Here is a 19,534-nt window from a genome sequence, read left to right on the forward strand (position 1 = left end):
CTGATAAACACCAGTGTGGCTTTGCCTGGCTTTCAGTGTACTCCCTGAAGTCAGTATTTAATCTTTCTTGTGACAGTCCTCAGCCTGCCTCGGCGTTGCGTTGCAGTATTTTTTTGCTGCAATGCAATGCAATGCAATGCGTCGGCAGCAGCCTTCCATCTGCGTGCAATCGCTTTGTTTCTTGTTTCGGATGTGTACCAGGATCATGCTATAGATAAATTCTGCTCAAATTGTGAGATCGCTGTGGAAGTGTCGCTCGATGGAATGAGCTTGGTTGAATCAATTGCACGAGACCTCTCTGCGCCCGGCATGATCCCTGTGCTTGCGATCGAGTGTGCTCTCGAAGCACATCTGCATGAGCGATTCGCAGGAGCTTTCTCGGACATCCTGGTTAAGCCGCCCAGGGTCAAATTCCACGCGATGTACTTCAAGCAACGGTACGCTTCGCTGCCAGTCCTTCTTGGTAGTGAATACGAGACTTGGTGTGTTGCCGCTAGCATAGAACTGACCCAGTTACCAAAATCTTACTGACCCAGGCTCCTACCGGGTAAACCATTATCAGCTTTAGATATTTACTGATTGATGCTTGGACAGTGTGGGATCGGCAGCTGGGTCAATTCGGCGCCAGCCGTAACAGTGAAACAACCCCGACCGCGCAGAAACACCTGTATTGTGAGGTGGGTTGATAAATAAGTTGGGCAGGGCGACCCGCTATGCAGTCGCCCGCTCATAACGCTGTAATGTTCCTCGCAGCGTCTCGAGCAATTTATGGCGCAGTTCCACAGGTTGCTCGACCACCAGTCCATCGCCCTGCGACAGCATCCACCAGTTCAGCTGCCAGCTGTCACTGACTGTCGCAGTCAGGCGGTACCCACCTTCGCAGGCCTGCAGCGCCATGTCTTCTGCCAAGGGTGTTTCCCGCAGCAGGCGGGCGAGGCTTTCGCTGACCCATGCCTGCAAACTGATCTTCTGCGGGCCACCGAATTGCAAGGCATCGCTGGCAAGGTACTGGGGAAGGTCGAACTGAGCCGCGCCTTCGCAGGCAGCCGGCATGATCTCGACGTTGAGAAACCGATGCACTGCGTACTGGCGCAGGTCCGAATAATGATCGGCGGTACCGATCAGGTAGGTGGCTACACCACGTTGCACCAGCGCCAGAGGGTTCAGCGTCAGTTCACTGGTCTTGTTGCCATGGGCGGAGTAGTAGCGGCAAGCGATCTGACGTTCTTCGAGAAGGGCCAGTTGAATCGTCTCGAGAATCTCCGCCGAGATGCTCGGCGCCTGCAGGTTGAGCTCTGGGCGAACACTGGCAACCTTGCTCATCCAGCGCGCCGCCAGGTTTTCATCGGCCATGTTCTCGAGCTTCTTGCGCGCATGCTGGAAGCGGCCCTGCAGTGCCTTGAGCATTCCGTTGGGCAGCAGCGGGCGAATGGTGTCTTCGATGAGTGTCAGGCTCAACGCTTCACTGACGCTCATACCGGGCAGGTCGATGCTTGCCCCCGGGGCCCAGTGCCAGCCGAACGGTTTGCCTCGGTCATTGCACGTCAGCGGGAACACGCGCGATAGTTCGATCAGGTCGCGTTCGACGGTACGTTTGGTAATGCGGTAGCCCGTATCCCGCATTTTTTCGAGCAATTCACCGCTGGTGATGCCGGGGCCCTTGGTGGGTAGCTTGTGTAGCAGTTCCCATTGTCGGCTGATGGTGTCGCGGGAGCTGATTTGTGGCAATTGCGAAGCTTCCTTGTCAAAGCCTGGGCGGCGGCGGGCTACCCGGATGGGTAGCCCTTGGCCGCCTCCGGGCAGCAGATCTTTCAGGTAGGCAAACAAGTAATGCGCCTGCAGTGCCAGGCGCAAGATGCCCCGCCGCAGGGGGGCCTATCGTGTGGTGTCAGCCTTGGAAAACATGCTTGATCAGGAATGCTTCCAGGTTGTCATCCAGGGTACGGACGACTCCACCGTTGGGGGTAGCCCACAGCACCACCCGCTGACTGCGGTTGTCGTACAGGTAATATTGGCCGTCTCCCAACTCCAGCAGCGGTACCGCAGTTGCCGGGTAGCTGGCGTCCGATGCCAGGTCCTTGTAGGCATTGAGTGCATGCAGGAAGTAATCCTCCGGCACGCCAAGGCCATAGGTTTCGTAGGCGTCATGGGCAATCACGCCGAAGCGCTCCAGGTACTCCCGGTACTCGTTGGCGAGTTCGAATCCCAGGTTCGATTCGAGCGCATCGATGTTTGCCTTGGTAGCAGGCCGGGTAGCTGCCTGTTGTTCTGCGACCAGTTTTTCCAGTGTTTTCATGTATGCACTCGCTTACCGTTGGCTCTCGATCTGTTCGGCTCGCGCCTTCCAGTATTCCTTGCGTTCCTTGTCGAAATCGTCCCGTGCGATTTCCGACTCTTTCAGCTTGTTGTGCAGCACATTGTCATTGCCATTGCCCCTGTGCTCATCGCGTGTGAGCTCGGCCAGGGGAGAGTCCTGCTTTTGCCCAATATGGTGCAACTCGATCGGCCGGCCCTGCGCATCGAGCGGGGCGAGGCCCAGCTTCATGCGCTCCAGGTTGGTGCGGTCGAATGCATCTTTCTGATCGTAATCGATATCGGTGCGGATCAATGCATCCTTGCCGTTGACCTGGGCCGGCTCCAGGTTGGCTTCTTCGTAGATACGCGCTTCGGCCTCGCTGTTGATGACGTCCAGCAATTCCTTGGGGAAGCCGAGCTTCTCCAGCCGTTCACGGGTTTCGTCACCCATGCCAGGCAGCTCGAGGCGGTTTTCCTGGGTCAGCACGATCGGCCGATCCAGCTGTGCGATGATCAGGCATTTGTCGGGTGTTTCCCTGGCGAGCAGGGCGAGGCGGGAGGGGCCGTCAGCCTTCTCGATGGCAAAGTTCTCGAAGTTCACCGGACGCTTCCTTTTTCATGGTGCGCGTGCCACATCGCGTAAATGTCGAGGTGGCTTTCGTGCTGCAGGCTGTAGTCTTTCATCAGGCATTGCTGAGCGGCGAGGGCCAGCTCGGCTGAAAGGCCGTTGGCACTCTGTTCGAGCAGCCCGTCGAGCAATTGGTCCAGGTGCGTGTAGTCATTGGCCTCCTGGATGATCTGGTTGACCTGGCGGCGGCAATTCAGCGTATCCACCACCAAGCGCGCCAGGCGCTCGAAGGCTTCCGTTCGCCAGATGCCTGGTGCCTGCTGGTTACGGTACTGTGTGACGATCTGCAACAGGTTGATGCGGGTGCGAGCAGGCAATGGCAGTGCGCACAGGCCCTGCTGCAGAAGGTCGCAGTCAATCTGGGCAGGCGTAACCACGCGCTGGCTGAGCAGCAGTTTCAGCAGTTGGCCGTTGAAGTCACTGCGTGCGATGCCCGCCGTAGCTTGCGGCTGGTATTGGTAGGGCGATTCCTCGCCTTTGAACTTGCGCACCTGGCACATTACGGGTTCGAGCCAGTCATTCTGATAGACGATGGCTACACCCTTGGGGAGCCGGGCGATCTCGTCCAGTTGCTCGTCATCCAGCGCCACGGACTTACCGATCAGGCGGCGATCGGTTTCATCGGGCAGGCGCATGATGATCTTGGTGTTGGTGTTGCGAATCGCGGCAATGTCCACGGCATGGGGTGATTGGTCTGCGATGATGAAACCTTCACCATAGGTGCGCATTTCGGCAATGGCATTGGTCAGCATTTCTACAGACTTGGCCATCAGCCCCGCACCTTCGGCGCCGCCTTCCGGGCTGCGTTTGAGGATGTTGTGGGCTTCTTCGAGCACCGTGACGTGGCGCAGGGGCTGGTTCATGCCGCCGTGGGCCATGCGGTGCTCGCTCAGGCGCATCACCAGGATACCCATGATCAGCGCCTTGGTTTCCGAAGAACCGATGCGGCTGAGGTCGACGATCACATTGCTGTCGAACAGTACGTCGTTGTCGATTTCGTCGGCCACGAACAGTTGGCCATTGAGGCCGTTGGTTAGTGACCGAATCCGGGTCGACAGTGAGCCGATGTAGTTGCCTTTGAGCTCCTGGGAATAGGCCGACGCCTCGATCACTTCCTGTAGCGTTTCCAGCAGGTCGACGAAGGTGGGGAATATTTCCTCGTTGTAGCGGTTGCTCGAGCTTTCCAGGTCCCAGCCGCAGCGCAGGTAGGCTTGCAGGATTGCGTCCTTGAGCACTGCGGGCATGGCTGCGTACATCGGCCAGCAGACGTTGAAGATCTCCACCAGGCGGTCGACATGCTCGAGCACGTGGATCGCTGCCGGGAAGCGGAACGGGTTGATTCGCAACAAGGCGCTGTGCGCCGGGTGGGTGCCGAGCACAGTCACGTCGCTGCGATGGCCGAACACATGTTTGTATTCGCCCTTGGCGGGTTCGATGACAAGGAATGGCACGCCAGCGGCGCTGACCTGGTCGAGCATTTCGTAGAGCGTGTTGCTCTTGCCTGCACCTGTGGAACCGCTGATGAACACGTGGCTGGACAGCTGGTCCATGTCCAGCTCGATGGTCTGCGGCAGGTTTTCCCACAGGTGACGGATGTTGCCCAAGGACAGCTGTCTGGCGCCTGGGCGCCGCGTGGTCTGGCCGTCTAGGCGCTGCACCTTGCGCCCGAATGCCTGGGTTTCGACGACCGACACGGTTGAAGTGGAGCGCCGTGGCAGGCTCAGCTGGATTGCCATTTCCTTGCCGGAAATCAGCGTAGCAGGGGTCACGAACGGCACCGGCACGCGGCTGGCGAACGCAGGTTTGAGTTCGGGATGGCTGAGGCGCGTGAGCCATTCCAGCACCGCAGACTTGTTGCTCGACGTCCAGGTGGTGAGCGCAAAGTCTTCGTGGCTGGATTTGCTGCCGCGTACCAGGCCCAGGAAGATACTTGCCAGCGATTCGGACGAGGCGCTGCTGTCGCCGATGAAGTAGGCAGCAGAATTCCAGCCGCCGTAGGTCTTGGCTTCGTCGATACGTTGCAGATGGTGATCAATCCTGCCCAGCAGCTGCTCGATGGTCTTGTCTACCGATTCGATCGACAACTGCCGGTTGCTACCGCTGGTGCGGTTGACCGATTGGCTGTCGGTCGTGCTGCTGGTGTGGGTTGTCGACTGTGTACGGGCAGAAGACTCACTCCAGGACGTGCCATTGCTTTCGCTGGTGCCTCTGGTAGCCGAATGGCTAGTACCTGTGCTGCGTGTTTCATTGAATGCAGCGGCGATGCCTGACCCAACCTGAGCACCGACCACCGCGCCCACCGGGCCCAGGAACGACCCGGCAAGCGCGCCGATGGCGCTACCGGCAATGGCGGCTGCCTTCGAGGCTTCGGTTTGCGAACTGAAGCTTTCAGTGGTGCCGTTGGTCTCGCTGGTGGAGGTACCGGTCGTATGGCTGGTGCCGCGAGTTTCGGTAAGGCCAAGGCTGTGGCCAAGGGAGGTGCTCAGGCCTTGGCTGATACTCAGGCCAATGCTGTCGCTGTCTTGCTCGCCATAGGAAAGCTGCTGTTTTGCCAGCGGCGAAAGTTGGGTCGCCACCTGTTCGTAGCCGATACGGATGGTATCCAGTTTCTGCGAAGAAACGGGTTCGGCCAGGATCAGTGCCTGGTATTCGCGCCGCTCTGCTGCGTCGATGAAGCGCTCCAGCCCCTGCATGAAGTGGTCGCGGTTTTCAGTCGACAATGCAGGTACGCCCGTGACAGCGGTAATGCTGGCAGATGGGTTGCTTTTCTCGTTTTCGAGCTTGTCGAGCAGCGCATTGGCGTCCTGGACGCTCAGCGGTTGCAGCGCACTACCCGGGAAGTGGCCTTTGAAGGTCTCGCGCAGCAACTCGCCGGAGTTGTGGCCGAGCATCTTGCCGGGTTCGCCACGGGTGCCAATGAACAGTTCAGTCTCGATGCCATTGGAGCGCAGGAACAGGAACACCGTATAGCCAGCGGCGCCCAGTGCTGTGTAGGCCGCAGTGGTGCTTTCCAGCACCGACTGCTTGTTGTCCTGGACGATGCGCTCGACGCGGAATATCCGCAGGTCGCTGGCGCGGTTCAGGCTGATGCGCTGGTTTGAAGCGATGACCGGGTACTGCTCCAGTTCGCTCAGGTAGCTACGGTTGATCAGCGCACGCCCAGCGGCCAGGGTGAGCGTGGCGTTCTGCTGGATCTCGCGGATTGCCAGCGGGGTCAGGGTCGAGGTTGCCATGGCGTTATTTCACCAGCGCAACCAGGAAGACCACCAGCGCAGCCAGGGCGCCGCCGACAAGCAAAGCGGCTTTGAAGACTGGGTTGCGGTCGTTGTCTGCGGCGCGGGGTTGCGATTGGTGGCTTTGGTGAGCCTGGTGCGACTGTTGTGACCGGGAGTTCTGCGGTTGGGGGCGGTGCGAAGCGGGTGCGGCTTGGTCTGCGTTGGCTCTGGCGCTGGCACGTGGTTTCGGTTGCACGGGCGCGAAGCCCTCTACGCCTTGATGGCGCAACAAATCACGTACTTCGATCAGGTGCAGGAAGCGTTCCTGGGCGTAGTTGGTCTTGAGGTACACAACCTGCAGCTCATAGTACTCGCTCGTCCACAGCTTCTGGTCAGACTCCATCGCGCGCGCGAAGGACTTCTCAGAATAAGCTTCCAGAAGCGCTGGAACCTGCTTGGCCGCCCAGGCCAATGCAGCACGAAGGTCGGCAGAGGTCAGGCGATTGTCATCCAGTTCCATGCGCAGCGCGGTCCGGATGGTGAGCAGCTCGCCTTCCTGTACGAACTTCCTGAGGTTGGAGGATGGCTCATAGTTCGACTGCACGTTGACGTCACTCTCGGCTTGCGGTTTTGGAGGCGTTTGCGTAGGCACAAAACCTTTCACCCCGGTTTTGCGCAGGTGCTCGCGAACGGCAAGCAAGTGCTCAATGCGCTCCCGGGCGAAGTTCTGCTGAGTGAGCCACATTTGACGAGTCAGGTAGTCTGCACTCCAGCTCACGGGGTCGGGGTCAAGGGCATTTTTCCCAACCCCTGGCTCGAAGGCCACCAGCAGCTCCGGAGACTGTTTCTCGGCGCGATCCAGAAGGTCATTGAGCAGGGCGGTGCTGGCATTAGGGTCCTTGATTGACAGCAGATAACTCTTCCTGGCTTCGGCAAGCATATCGGTGGTCATGGTGGGGCTCCTTAAATAGCCAATGTGCTGTCGAGCTTGGTTTTGAAATTGTCGATCCAGGCACGCAGTGCCTTGGCTTCGGAAACTGCAATCTCGCGGGCGTTTCGGTCTGTGGTTTTGGAGCTCAAGGATGTCAGCAGTTCGGCAAATTTGAGGTCAAATTCGCGGGTCATGAATGCAACGTATTGTTCGATCAAACGGTCCTTGCCAACTTCAATTTCCCTACGAGCGTTTTCGACCAAGCGTGTGAATTCGGCCTGGATTCGAGTGGAGCGCTCCTGCCAGAACTTCTCGAGATCGACGTAATTTTCGTTGCCGTAATCCCGTACCGTTCGGGTCGAGCCCCAGGAGAAGGGGTTCCACCAAGAGCTGTCGCTTACCTCACGTGTCCCAATGACAACGCGTTTTACTTGAATATCATCCTGGCATACGGACAGATTGAACGAGATGTTCGAGGCCGCCTGTTTAAGCCCCTCGAAAATTGGCAGGTTCAAGCTCTCGGTGCCTTGGAAGATTTCTGTGACGTAACGCTGATACTCGGTATGCAGGTCTTGGCGGATAAGCTCTTGGCTGGAGACGAACACCGACTCGTACTGGTTCACCAGCTTCCGATGGTTGAACTGCAGCAGCTCTTCCGCTTCTTGCACGCGCGCTTCGGCAATGCTTACTCGAACGTCGTTTTGCATGAAGTTTGCGCCCAGCTGCTTGATGATGGGCCCAATAACGGCTTCCAGCTTGGCCAGCTCAAGCTCTGTGTCTCGCGGGAACGCCTTGCCCTCGCGCTCCAGCTTGTCTTTGTAAGCTGCTGTGTCGAAGCCTTTCTCCTGCCGCTGCTGCAGGCCCTGGATCTCCTCGTTCAGATGAGCAAGGGTCCTTTCATCTTGTTGCAGTTGTTCGATCAAGTCAGTTTCATTCAAACCCACTCGAATGGCGTGACCCAAGGCTTCATAGGCGCGTTTGAGCCGGTGCGGCAGGTTGTACTTGTCGATGTACTCGTCGATCATCGCTTCGACTGCCGGCAAGCCGCTGCTGAGCAGCAACGGGGAGTGGCGTTTTTCCTGTAGCGAGCGATGCACGCGAGAGGTGATCGGCATGTACTGCAGCATGTTCATGCTTGGCTCTTCGCTGAACATGTCTGCCATCGACTTATGCTCGTTGCGCTCCTTGCGCGTGTGCAGGTCGCTCGGTTTGCGGATCAAGCGAGTGAGGTTGGCAGAGATCGGATAAATCAGGGGGTTCTGAATACCATTACTGGTGAGGTACTGGTTCACACGCTTGAGTACAGAAGGGATATCTTCTCCCTGCTCAGGATCAAACACGTCCATTTTGTTGATCACGAAGATGAAGCGATCCTTGCTTTGCTTACCACCCTTGCGCATGGTCTCGGCGACCAGGCCGAGCAGATTGCTGTCATCGTTGGTGCCCAGCTGGCTGGCATTCAGCACATACAGGATAAGCGGGTTGCGCCGGGAATCCTGAATGAAACTCATGGTCTTGAGCTGATGCTCTTCATCCTGGCTATTGTTGGGGCCAGGGGTGTCAGTCAGGACCAGGCGCACGTCCTCGCGCTCGCGAATCGCTACGATGTTGCCTTCGATATCGATCAGCTGGGTGTCCTCGAGTTGGTTCCACTCTTTGAGGCATTCCAGGTCGACATTGTCAGCCGCACCCACTTCTTCACCTTTGCGGTTGAAGCGTTTGGCCGAGAATCGATCGGTCATCCGATCATTGTCCGTGATCCGGGCAATTGTCGCAGTCGTCGCTTCGTTCGCCGCAGGCAGCAGGTCGCGCCCCAGCATCGCGTTGATCAATGTCGATTTACCCGATGACATGGTCGCGACGACATAAACATCGAAGTCACGGTTGAACGCTTCTTCGATGGACTTGCGAACCTGCTCGTTGTCAGCGATGAACTGGTCGAACTGAGGGTGCTCGCGCGCCTCGGCCATTAGGGCGCGGATCTGCTCCAGGCGTTGCTCGGTAGGTACGGTCTGGTGCCACTCCAGTTCCACCTGCATGCCATCGGCAATGGCCACATTAGCGGCTTCTTGGATATCCAGGAAGTCAGACTCAACACCTGTAAAAGCGACATGGAAGCGATTGTCGCCATTGAACAGTTCGCTCAATTCATCGAACAGTTTTTCGACCCACAACTGCAGGCGCGACTCCTTGTAGCTCGACAATTTGCAGCCTTCTGCCGGGGCCTGGTCGTTGATCGAGAAAATCGTTTCGACAGTGAAAGGGTTGTGCGTGATATGGATGCGGTTCATGGATTCTTGATCGATTGACGTTGATGTTTGATCAGGGCTTCTACGGTCTTCAAACCGCTGATGGCCACCAATTGCTGCAAATCGTTTTTTTCGCAGGCTTGCGCGTCGAGCGCTTTGAGCTGACGTTGCCGTTCCAGGCTGTTGAGTGCCTTGAATACGTCTTTCTTGATAGCGTCTGGCACCACCGTGGCGTGAAGCAGCGAGCGCTTGTTTTCCTGCAGGTAGGCAAGCGCCTGGTGAAGCCTAAGCCGCTGCGAGCGAGTCAAGGTCTGGGCCTTGAGGGCCTTGCGGGCATAGAGCGCGACGTTGGCCATGGTCGGGATGATGATCGGTTGGTCAAAGCCGATAGCTGTGAGGTAGCGGTGAGCCTTGCCGACATAGGCATCAATGGTCTCACCCGTCTCAGGGTCCAGCAGGTCGACTTTGTTTAGGATGAAGTAGATCGTGTGGTCAGGTCGGGTCGCGAGTTCATCTCGAATTTGCGCCAGCAGAGCGCGATCATCCTGCGTGCCCAGTTGGCTGGCATTAAGCACATAGCACAGGGCTTTGAAAGAAACAGTGCGTACCGCTTCGAGCATCAGTTCTGCATGCTTGTGGTCCTGGCTGTTGTTGGGGCCAGGGGTGTCATGCAATACCAGGCCAGATGCAGGGCTGGGCACGATCTTGAAGTTGCCTTTCAAGCAGATTCGCTTCACTTCGCTGTTGGCATTCCAGTCACGAAGCATCGCGGCTGAAGTGTCCTTGAGCCGCGCAAGCTCTTGATCATTATGCGAGTAACAAGCACCGTCAAAGGCCTGCGCGCCTTGGCGATGTTCGACACGCGTCATGCAAGCGGTAGTGGCTTCGTTGGCGGTGTGCAGCAGTTCTTGCCCGATCAGGGCATTGATGAACGATGTCTTGCCTGCACTCATGGTCGCCAATACCAACACATCGAAGGGGGCGCTACTTGTCTGACGAGGCCTCGTTTTTCCAGAGCGAGCCACTGACCTTGTTGCATGCTTCATGTTTTTTCTCGGTCCTGTTGATCTGATGGCATTCACGGCGATATGGAGAGTGTTGTTAAAAAATATGGCGGGAGGCGAGGGTATTCGCCCTGTCCGCTGGAGACAGGCTTGCACGAAGTAGCGACAGGTTGAGTCGCAAGCTCCATGCAACTAGTCAGATCATCGAGGCGGCGTACCCGTTACGCGAGGTACAAGACGAGCTTGGGGCTGCATCCAGCGGCTGATGATTCCGATCAGGCTGAATGAGAAAAAGACTGTGAGCAGGCGCAAAGTAACGTCCTTGTATCAGTTGGTGGCACATTGCTACTGATGGCAGTATCGCACCTTACGAGCTATCGACGTCAAGCAGAGAAACTTGAATACCACCAAGGTCTGAGAGTGCGGCATCGGGCGCAACTGCATCGAGAAACTGAGGTTGGAACCTGTTGTGGTTACGCAAAAGGGGTAAGAGCCGTGCGGCTGCGCAGGCAAGGACGACCCAATTGAATAGGGCGCGAGAGGTGACGCCGTTGATGAGATTTTGCTGGATCGGGTAGGGCATGAATTGATGCCCGAGAGTGTCCCCGGGCCTCTGGCTTACTGCAGCAATTATGCTTCTGCAAGGAATGCGTCCTCAGCATCCATTTCATTCATGATGTTTTCAATGATGATATCGCGCATGTCACGTATTTCTTTGGGGTAGCGGTTGGTGTGTTGCTTGCAGTACGTGGCCATCAACTGCTTGGCGTGCTTTTTCTCCGTTACTGCGATTAATGCAGACTGTCATCGCGACAATGTGATGGTCAGGATATTGCTCAGAGGCTTGTCAGTTTCCGGGCAGCCTCTACAGTGTTGCCGCTAGCATAGAACTGACCCAGCTACTGAAATCTCACTGACCCAGGCTCCTACGGGGTAAACCATCATCAGCGTCAGATATTTACTAATTGGTGCTGGGTCAGTGTGGCATCGGCAGTTGGGTCAATTCGGTGTCAGCCGCAACAATTTGGATATCGATGTAAATCAAACTTCTGGTAGCGCTTTTGAATAAAATGGCCTTGTGCCATTATTTCGGATTTAATCGTTCCTTCCCGAGCGCTGGACGCCGGAACCAGTACAAGGACTGTTCTATGAACCAAGCCGTGAGTGAGTGGCCGTTTGTCACACGATTGTCATTGGACGTGGAAGGCATCGCTGTCGCCTCCACGAGTCTCAATAATGTATTCAGCGGCAAGCGGATTCCCTCCAGCGACGGTGGGGGCATCTTCGGCCGGCTGCATCTGCCGGAGTATCAGAGGCCCTATCGCTGGAACGAGGAGCAGTTGGGGAGGCTGCTCGACGACTTGCGCTGCTTCTTCAGCAGCGATGCGCCGGACCATGATTTCTACCTGGGCAGCATCATCTTGCACCAGGAGGGAGGCGACGGACGCCAGCGTGGTCTGCTCAACATCATTGATGGACAGCAGCGAATCACCAGCCTGGCCTTGTTGCATTACCTCCAGTACGGCCAGAGGGGGGCGCCGGAGCTGAAGTTCAACGCGCCGGAGAGCCATCGACGCATCCAGCTGAATCTTCGCTGGCTGGAGCAGCAACGCCTGCCGCGAATCGACTTCACCCGTATCAACGTGACCCTGGTCGTCACTCGACGCGAAGACGACGCCTATCGTTTCTTCGAAACCCAGAACACCTCGGGTGTGCGTCTGGGCGGTGCCGACATCGTCAAGGCTTATCACTTGCGCAGCGTTGCGGCCGCAGTCCAGGACGATTTCGCACGGACCTGGGAGTCGCTCGGCGACCTCAAACCGTTGGTCGCGGCCTTCATGAAGTCTCGGCACTGGCAAAGTTTGCGCTGGCGCGACGTCGCCAGCGATCGGGATCCGCTGCTGGAACGCAAACAGATCGTCACGGAGCTTGCCGAACTTACGCTTCCCGACAACGGCGACATCGCCTATCGGTCTTTGCAAGTGCTCCGCGATGCCTGGGGTAAGGAAACACAGACCGTCCAGCCGGGTTATGCCATGCGCCAGCCGCTGGGCACCGGGGTCAATACCATGCGTGTCGTAACCTACTTCCAGGGCTTGCGAAAAACCTTGCTTGAAGTCGACAAGACGGCCAAGGAACCCACGTTCGCCTACTACTACAAGCGCTTGGCCCATGACGCCTGCGGCAGCGTGTTTCTCAGCCGTGCTTTTGATTGCGCGTTGCTGATGTACGCAAGCCAGTTCGGCACTTCCCGTCTGCTTGAAGCCAGCCTGTGGATGTTCCGGATGATCTTCTCCTATCGCTTGATCAAGGAGGTCAGCGTCCGGGAGGATGGCGTGCAGGCGCACCTCAGGCACAACCCATTGCTGGACTGGATCGCCAGTGCCCACACCCATCACGAGCTGTTGAGTTACCTGCGCGACTACACCTATACGGCCACTGCTGAACACCTGGATAAAAACAGTATCAAGAAGCGCTTCGCGGAGTCGGTCGGCTTTACTCTAAGCCTGCAACTGCCCTGGCCCGATCCGCAGCGGGTGGCCGTTGAATATGACGCGCAGTTGCGCAGCGCCATCGAACGTATCAGCCGCGACGACCTCGCCTGCCAAGGAGGCAAATAATGAGCGCCCTGGTCCAATCCCACGTGCAGTCTGCCGCCACGCTGTGCGCTCAGGGCATATCGTTAACCATTCCTTGCTACCAGCGCCCCTACGTCTGGCCCGCCGACGCCGTGGAGGAACTGCTCGAGCAGATCATTCAGGCCAGCGAACCGGACACCGACGGCCGACCGTTGCAGGCGCATTACTTCATCGGAACGGTGCTGAGCAGCGTGGTACCACCCAACGCCAATCCTGATGCGACCATGACCTACGAACTGATCGATGGTCAGCAGCGAATGACCACCTTGATGATCCTGGCGCTTGCCTTCCGCGCGTTGAAAACTGGCTCGCCGCTATGCTCACTGGTGGTGCTGGGCAACGTTCCGCGCCTTACCTTCAATATCCGCGACGAAGTCCAGGCCCAGTTGAGTGCGTGGGCGGGCCTGACCGAGGAGAAGCCGCTGGATAAGGAGGATGCTGCCAATCCTTATCTGGTTCATCTCAACGCCGCCCGCAAGGTCGCCGGCGATCGTTTGCAACGCTTGCGCGCCACAGGAGGTGAGCAGGCCCTGGAACGGGTGGGTGACTACCTGTTCAACCAGGTCACGTGGGTCAACAATGTCATGCCGGCGGGCATGGACCTGAACAAGTTGTTCGCCACGCTAAACACCAGCGGCGTTCAGCTTGAGCAGACGGATATCCTCAAGGCCCGCCTGATGTCGCGGATCAAGCATCACCGCACCACGTATGAAGGGATCTGGCAGGCCTGCGAGGACATGGGCAACTACTTCGAAAGGAACCTGCGTGATGTCTTCGCCGATGTCCGCTGGAATATGGTGGGTATCAATGACCTCCTGAGCCACTCCTTCGATCTCTTCTCCCTGGATCGTCCTGCTGCCGGTCACACCAAAGGCCGGTCTATCGACGAAATCTCGTTGCTGAGAATCCAGGCCGAGCAGGTGGACGAAACCGAGAACAAGGATGAGGCTCGCTATCAATCGATCGTCAGTTTTGGCCTGTTGCTGATGCACGCCTACCGCATCTACCGCCATGCGCAGGGGGCTAAAGACATCGGTTTCCGTTTGAACGACGGTAACCTCAACGCCTGCTTCTCACGCTTCGTTGAAAATGCCAGCGCAGCGCAAGCCAAGGCATTCATGGAATGCCTTTGGAGTGTGCGCTTCCAATTCGACCGCTGGGTAGTCAAGTGGGTACGCCTGGGCGAGGACGATGAGCGGATCTTGCGCCTGAGTTCGCTCAATCCACGCAAGCGCACCCTCTCGGAATGGCGCACGCATCTCGAGACGTCCGACCTGAGCCAGTTACAGAGCGTGCGCTACCTAACCGGCGAGCGCAGCTCTCAGTACTGGCTGACGCCTTTCCTGGGCAAGCTGATCGAAACGCCCAACATGGGCGAGCAGCAGGTATTGAAGCTGCTGGAAAGTATCGACAATCAGCTTTCCCTGACCGAAATGACCCAGAAGGAGGCGAGTTATCGACTGCTCTCCAGCGACACCACCGAATGCTTGCCGATCAAGGACAAGATCGCTTATCTGAGGGAGCACCACGGCACGAGCTTCGAGCACTACTGGTTCCAGAAGCTGGAATACATTCTCTGGCGGGAGCGGCATTCGTTCAAGTGGTTGGACTGGGCAAGACTGCAGGCCTACCGGATTACATCGAAGAACTCGGTCGAGCATGTGCACCCTCAGAACGAAGAGTTCGGTAGTACACTCAGCGATCACCTGTTGCACGGGTTTGGCAATCTGGTACTGCTCAGCCCGGGAGAGAACTCGTCGTACAGCAACCTGGCGGTGATCAAGAAGCAGGCGGCCTTCCGCGCCAAGCCGAAGTACGACTCCTTGAAACTGGCGCACATGTTCCATGTGCTGGGCAATGGGGACGACTGGGGTCACACTCAGATCAATGACCATGGTGACGCGATGCTGGCGCTTATAGAAGCGCACTACCGCGGCTGAGCCCGAAGTAGCGGATGCGGGTAACGATGATGTTCTTGAGGGTTGCAAACGGATGCACCGTAACGGCCTATGAGTGGAACACAGTCACAGATGCTCAGGGTCGCCAAAAGACATTCTGACCAGGCACACCAAGCGGCTATTCCATAATGGAAATCTGTGCAGGCGATTTTCCATGGAGGGGGCGTGAGTTTAATGCGCCTTTGCGGCGATGGTCCGAATGGGATTTCCAGAGAGGAGTGGGTTGATGGTGAAGGAATACACTGAGTATGAAGTCCAACGGGCATTGCATACGTGTGTTCTGCAAATAACCCAAAGGATGCGTTGGAGCGCTTTCAGGAGGAAATCGAGCTGCTCGGCGACTGGCGGATCATGTATGCGGCAGCTGAGTCGGGTGGGCCGTTTAGCTTGGTGCGTGAGCAGTTCTCCAAGAAACGGGTTGTTTCGACCATGTTGCGCGGCAAGTCCGTCTGGATTCTGGACAAAGCCTTTGTCTTGTCCAAGACGCAAGTGAAATACACATTGGGCGGCTCGCTTTTTTTGGATTCGAATGCGGCCAGCTACATTCGAAAGCTGTCATATGCGGAGCGTATTTCTCCTGAACTCGATGCCGTGCGTGCTGATCTGCATCGGACGTTTTCCGTAGATGATCTCGCACGATTGAATTGTTACATCTATCTGTGTGAGTCGCAGAAAAAGTGGTCGCCTGAAACCCGCCAGTTCTGCAAAGAAACGATTGCCGCAGTGCACGCACTGTCGCATTGATAATGCCCCTCTGAGTGAGGGGGGGCGGTATCGCCGCTTTTACCAAGAACAAGCCGAGGCGTTCGCCGAGGATTGGATTGAAGGTTTTTCAAGTATCTTGGAGGGCAGTTTGGGCGTCGCTTTAGCTCAGCAAGCCGCGGCTGCGGAGTGCATGATTTTACGGGCCAAGATTATAGAAAGCAGCGTCAAGGCATCACCGGAAGCGAAGATGGAGGCGTTGCTCAACTTCATGCACGATGAGTTGCAAATCTTCATGCTACGCGAACTGATTGTTTGCGCTGATATCCTTTTCCACACAAAAAAACGACGCTTTCGAAGAAGCTGAACTCGGTCCTTGACAAGGAAGAACCTCCTCGGATCATTAATAACTGCGCCTAGGATTTGTACATACTCAGAATCAAGGAGTCGCTGTCGAATCCTAAAAATTTGAAGGGCGTAGATTTTTGCCTGGATCGATTGATAACCTTTGATCAGGATCTCGCGGATGTCATTTGTTTGACTGAGCTGCGCGCAGTGGCGGTTCATCTCGGTTCAAATCGTGCATACCCCTTCTTTAATAATGAGTTGACAGGCTGGCTGGCGGGGTTGATTGGGCACAAGCGGATGGTGGCTTTTTCTGAAAATTTGCAAGAGGAAGCCTTTAATAAGCGAGCGGATCAAAGAAGCCTGGAAAGTGTGCAGAGAATTCTAGCGGTAGATCAGCGTCGCTTACTGCAACTGGCAAAACGGTAAGTTATGGTTTGACTGGCGCCTAGCTTAGGTTTTGTACGAAAAGTCGGTGCGAGTAGAATTGCCGTCATGATTGGCTTGAGGCCCGCATGGCAAAGCGTTACGAACTCTCCGACGGATCGTGGGAATTGATCAAGGATCTGGTTTCTCCGGAGCAGAAAATGGGTCGCCCACGCAGTGATGATCGCCAGGTACTGCATGGGATCTTGTAGATCCTATGCTCAGGCGCTGATCGTGTCCCAAGACGTGGTGTAACTCATCATGGCCTTGGCCACTAAGTGCCGTTTAGTTGATCGCGGCCAACAGCTTGGCCTGCGGATTATCGCTGACCGCCTCGAAGTTCTCCAGTTGCATAGAGTACCGGCACAGGCACCATTCGTCGTTCTGCTCGGCGGATTCAATCGGTCGTCGCAACGTCAGCTATTGTCTGATGCACCACTACAGCCGGATCAGGCCACATCAGTTCAACGGCAGGATGTCGCTAACCGCGTCCGACACCAAACTTAACATGGTGTACGGCATCAGTTGATCCACTCCAACGTGTAATTCAAAGACTCTCAGGGTCGCCGAAAAACATCTGAATCCGCGACCGCAACCACCGCTCACCCGGATCATTATCCTGCGACCCCCGCCAAGCCATATGCAGTTCAAACGTGCGCGTCGGCAACGGCGGGTCTTCCGCGCGCAGACCGCCCGCCGCCGTCAGTGCATCCGCCGTGTAATCGGGCACGGTCGCGACGATGTCGGTGCCCGCCAGCAGCGTACCCAGTCCGTTGAACTGCGGCACCGCCAGTACCACGTGCCGTTTACGCTCGAGCTTTTCCAGCTCTTCATCGACGAAACCACTGAGGTCGCCGGCAAACGACACCAGCGCATGCGGGCGCGCGCAGTAATCGTCCAGGCTCAGCGGCCCCGGCACGGTGTCGGCGCGCAGTAATTTGGGGGCGCTGCGGCGCAGGACTTTGCGTTTGGCGTTTGCCGGCAGGTCGGTGGTGTAGCTGACGCCGATGGAGATTTCGCCGGAGGCGAGCAGGCCCGGCATCAGGATGTAGTTGACGCGGCGCACCACCAGCACGATCCCGGGTGCTTCGGCGCGCAGGCGTTTGAGCAGCATCGGCAGCAGCGCGAATTCGACGTCGTCCGACAGGCCGATGCGGAATACCGACGTGCTGGTCGCCGGATCGAACTCCGCCGCGCGGCTGACGGCGGTCGAAATCGAGTCCAGGGCCGGGGAGAGCAGGGCGAAGATTTCCACCGCGCGGGCGGAAGGCTCCATGCTGCGCCCGGTGCGCACAAACAAAGGATCGTCGAACAGGCCGCGCAGACGCGAGAGCGCCGCGCTGATCGCCGGCTGGCCGAGAAACAGCTTTTCCGCCGCACGGGTCACGCTGCGCTCATGCATCAGCGTTTCGAACACGATCAACAGGTTGAGGTCGACACGACGCAGGTCATTACGATTCATCTGGAGTCCTGGCAGAGTCATCAAGCTTGACGAGAGCGACCATATGAGAACAATGGCCGGCATGAATCTTACGGGGAAAGGCTGGTAGTCTGCACCGGGTAATTCAGCTTTACTGAGAAGGCGGCAGCAGTTTTTTCATGGATTTTCTCAATGCTGACCATGCTGCGGAATCAATGACAGGCATGTCGACTATTAATAGCCACTGATAGTCTTGGCTGGAAAGCCCAGATAGAGTTCATGGCATTAGAGGTTACTTTGACGAGGTTTGCGATGTCCCGCACGATCCGTTTTCACAAGTTTGGTCCGGCCGAGGTGCTCAAATGCGAAGAGCATGCGGCTGCTCAGCCAGGTCCTGGCGAAGTGCAGGTGCGTGTCGAGGCGATCGGCATCAGCTGGTATGACACGCTCTGGCGCCAGAATCTGGCGTCGTCCCAGGCGCGCCTGCCTTCAGGCCTGGGTCATGAAATGGCCGGCGTGGTCACGGCCATCGGCGATGGCGTCGAAGATCTGGCAGTGGGCGACAAGGTGGCCAGCTTCCCGGCCGAGAGCCCCAACGATTACCCGGTCTACGGCGAACAGATCGTTCTGCCGCGTACCGCGCTGACCCGCTATCCGGATGTGCTCAGCCCGATTGAAGCCAGCGTGCATTACACGCCGCTGTTGATCGCCTATTTCGGTTACGTTGATCTGGCACGGGTCAAACCCGGGCAGTTCGCCCTGGTGACCGACGCCAGCCACTGCGCCGGGCCGTCCTTCGTCCAGTTGGGCAAGGCGCTGGGTGTGCGGGTGATTGCTGCCACCAAAACAGCGGAGGAACGTGAGTACCTGCTGTCGCTCGGTGCCGAGAAAGTGATCGTCACCGAAGAAGAAGACCTGTTGATGCGGATCAACAAGATCACCGACAACCGCGGTGTCGACGTGGTGTTCGATGGTCTCGGCGGGCCACAGATGTCGCTGCTCGGCGATGTGCTGGCACCGCGTGGCAGCCTGGTGCTGTACGGCTTGCAGGGCGGCAACCAGACGCCATTCCCGGCCTGTGCGGCGTTCCAGAAGAACATTCAGTTCTTCGTACATTGCATCGGCAACTTCACCGGCAAACCGGAGCTCGGCATCATTCAGGACCACGTCGCCTTGCAGCGTGCCTTGCGTGATATCAACCAGCTCACCGCTGACCGTGTGCTGCTGCCGCTCAAGACCCGGGTGTTTCCGTTCAACGAGTTTGTCGAAGCTCACCGCTACATGGACGAGTGCCCATGCCGCGAGCGGGTTGCTCTGCAAATCGAAACTGCCTGACTTTCCCATTCAGAGTCCGTGGCCCCACGGACTCTTGTGCGTTTAATCCTTCAGATATCGAGAAATCCCTGGGCCAGACGCCTGGGGACGTTCAGCAACTGAACTGGTTTTTGCTCTCGATCTGTATCTTCTAATTGCCCTCCAGACCCTGATAATTGAATGACTACTTTCATCTCAAGGAATGAGCTATGTCTGTGCATTCTATTTGTTCCGTGCAGTATCAATCGGCTGTTTATCATCGCCCCTCAAACTTCTGTTTAAAGTTTGTAGGGGTGCCATGTAATCCCTTCTTTTTTTCTTGTGCTCATTATGTGCAGGGGCTTGTAAGAAGTTTCCTAGGAAAGCCCGTTCTTGCAGCCGGCCCAGCCAAGGCGGGGCTTTCAGCCA

General features: G+C 57.1%; 15 protein-coding genes and 1 pseudogene. 7 read left to right on the top strand and 9 right to left on the bottom strand.

Features of this window, described 5'->3' with window-relative positions; translation table 11 throughout:
- Positions 1-711 precede the first annotated feature (711 nt).
- From QRN46_RS15705 to QRN46_RS15735, 7 genes are all read right to left on the bottom strand, one after another.
- A complete protein-coding gene (locus tag QRN46_RS15705; protein WP_285355748.1) occupies positions 712-1,728 on the bottom strand; it encodes a helix-turn-helix transcriptional regulator in 1,017 nt (338 codons plus the stop codon).
- Positions 1,729-1,888: 160 nt separating this feature from the next.
- A complete protein-coding gene (locus QRN46_RS15710) occupies positions 1,889-2,296 on the bottom strand; it encodes an SMI1/KNR4 family protein (protein WP_285355750.1) in 408 nt (135 codons plus the stop codon).
- A gap of 12 nt (positions 2,297-2,308) precedes the next feature.
- Positions 2,309-2,896 (bottom strand): HNH/ENDO VII family nuclease, encoded by a 588-nt coding sequence (locus QRN46_RS15715; RefSeq protein ID WP_102053135.1) that lies wholly within the window; start codon positions 2,894-2,896, stop codon positions 2,309-2,311.
- Positions 2,893-6,156 carry an ATP-binding protein gene (locus tag QRN46_RS15720; protein ID WP_285355756.1) on the bottom strand — a complete coding sequence of 1,088 codons (3,264 nt, stop codon included), beginning with the start codon at positions 6,154-6,156 and terminating at the stop codon, positions 2,893-2,895. Before QRN46_RS15720 ends, QRN46_RS15715 begins: the two co-directional genes overlap by 4 nt.
- Before the next feature lie 4 nt (positions 6,157-6,160).
- Positions 6,161-7,090: a hypothetical protein gene (locus tag QRN46_RS15725; RefSeq protein ID WP_256579939.1), complete on the bottom strand. Its 930-nt coding sequence runs from the start codon at positions 7,088-7,090 to the stop codon at positions 6,161-6,163.
- 11 nt (positions 7,091-7,101) lie between these two features.
- Positions 7,102-9,360: a dynamin family protein gene (locus tag QRN46_RS15730; RefSeq protein WP_285355759.1), complete on the bottom strand. Its 2,259-nt coding sequence runs from the start codon at positions 9,358-9,360 to the stop codon at positions 7,102-7,104.
- Complete coding sequence (locus tag QRN46_RS15735; RefSeq protein ID WP_489104386.1) at positions 9,357-10,364, bottom strand: dynamin family protein; 1,008 nt, start codon at positions 10,362-10,364, stop codon at positions 9,357-9,359. The genes QRN46_RS15730 and QRN46_RS15735 overlap by 4 nt, the downstream gene beginning before the upstream one ends.
- A gap of 1,106 nt (positions 10,365-11,470) precedes the next feature.
- On the opposite strand from QRN46_RS15735, the gene QRN46_RS15740 reads away from it, so the two are divergent.
- The 6 genes and pseudogenes from QRN46_RS15740 to QRN46_RS15765 all read left to right on the top strand — a co-directional run.
- On the top strand, positions 11,471-12,943 hold the full coding sequence (locus tag QRN46_RS15740; protein ID WP_285355761.1) for a DUF262 domain-containing protein: 1,473 nt from the start codon (positions 11,471-11,473) through the stop codon (positions 12,941-12,943).
- Complete coding sequence (locus QRN46_RS15745) at positions 12,943-14,901, top strand: DUF262 domain-containing protein (protein ID WP_102592349.1); 1,959 nt, start codon at positions 12,943-12,945, stop codon at positions 14,899-14,901. The genes QRN46_RS15740 and QRN46_RS15745 overlap by 1 nt, the downstream gene beginning before the upstream one ends.
- Before the next feature lie 321 nt (positions 14,902-15,222).
- A complete protein-coding gene (locus tag QRN46_RS15750; protein ID WP_102592348.1) occupies positions 15,223-15,663 on the top strand; it encodes a hypothetical protein in 441 nt (146 codons plus the stop codon).
- A complete protein-coding gene (locus tag QRN46_RS15755; RefSeq protein ID WP_285355766.1) occupies positions 15,635-15,988 on the top strand; it encodes a hypothetical protein in 354 nt (117 codons plus the stop codon). Before QRN46_RS15750 ends, QRN46_RS15755 begins: the two co-directional genes overlap by 29 nt.
- A 170-nt stretch (positions 15,989-16,158) precedes the next feature.
- Positions 16,159-16,395: a hypothetical protein gene (locus QRN46_RS15760; protein ID WP_285355768.1), complete on the top strand. Its 237-nt coding sequence runs from the start codon at positions 16,159-16,161 to the stop codon at positions 16,393-16,395.
- Positions 16,396-16,481: 86 nt separating this feature from the next.
- A pseudogene (locus tag QRN46_RS15765) lies at positions 16,482-16,601 on the top strand (IS5/IS1182 family transposase); the annotation flags it as partial.
- A gap of 76 nt (positions 16,602-16,677) precedes the next feature.
- Here QRN46_RS15765 and QRN46_RS15770 read toward each other — a convergent pair.
- Both QRN46_RS15770 and QRN46_RS15775 read right to left on the bottom strand, forming a co-directional pair.
- Positions 16,678-16,806 (bottom strand): hypothetical protein, encoded by a 129-nt coding sequence (locus tag QRN46_RS15770; RefSeq protein ID WP_285355770.1) that lies wholly within the window; start codon positions 16,804-16,806, stop codon positions 16,678-16,680.
- A gap of 133 nt (positions 16,807-16,939) precedes the next feature.
- Positions 16,940-17,854, bottom strand: a complete 915-nt coding sequence (locus tag QRN46_RS15775; protein WP_285355772.1) for a LysR family transcriptional regulator — start codon at positions 17,852-17,854, stop codon at positions 16,940-16,942.
- A gap of 270 nt (positions 17,855-18,124) precedes the next feature.
- Here QRN46_RS15775 and QRN46_RS15780 point away from each other — a divergent pair, with 270 nt between their 5' ends.
- On the top strand, positions 18,125-19,147 hold the full coding sequence (locus QRN46_RS15780; protein ID WP_285355774.1) for a zinc-dependent alcohol dehydrogenase family protein: 1,023 nt from the start codon (positions 18,125-18,127) through the stop codon (positions 19,145-19,147).
- Positions 19,148-19,534: the final 387 nt, after the last annotated feature.

The sequence above is a fragment of the Pseudomonas sp. lyk4-R2A-10 genome (assembly GCF_030209075.1).
In the GTDB taxonomy this organism is placed as follows: domain Bacteria; phylum Pseudomonadota; class Gammaproteobacteria; order Pseudomonadales; family Pseudomonadaceae; genus Aquipseudomonas; species Aquipseudomonas glycinae.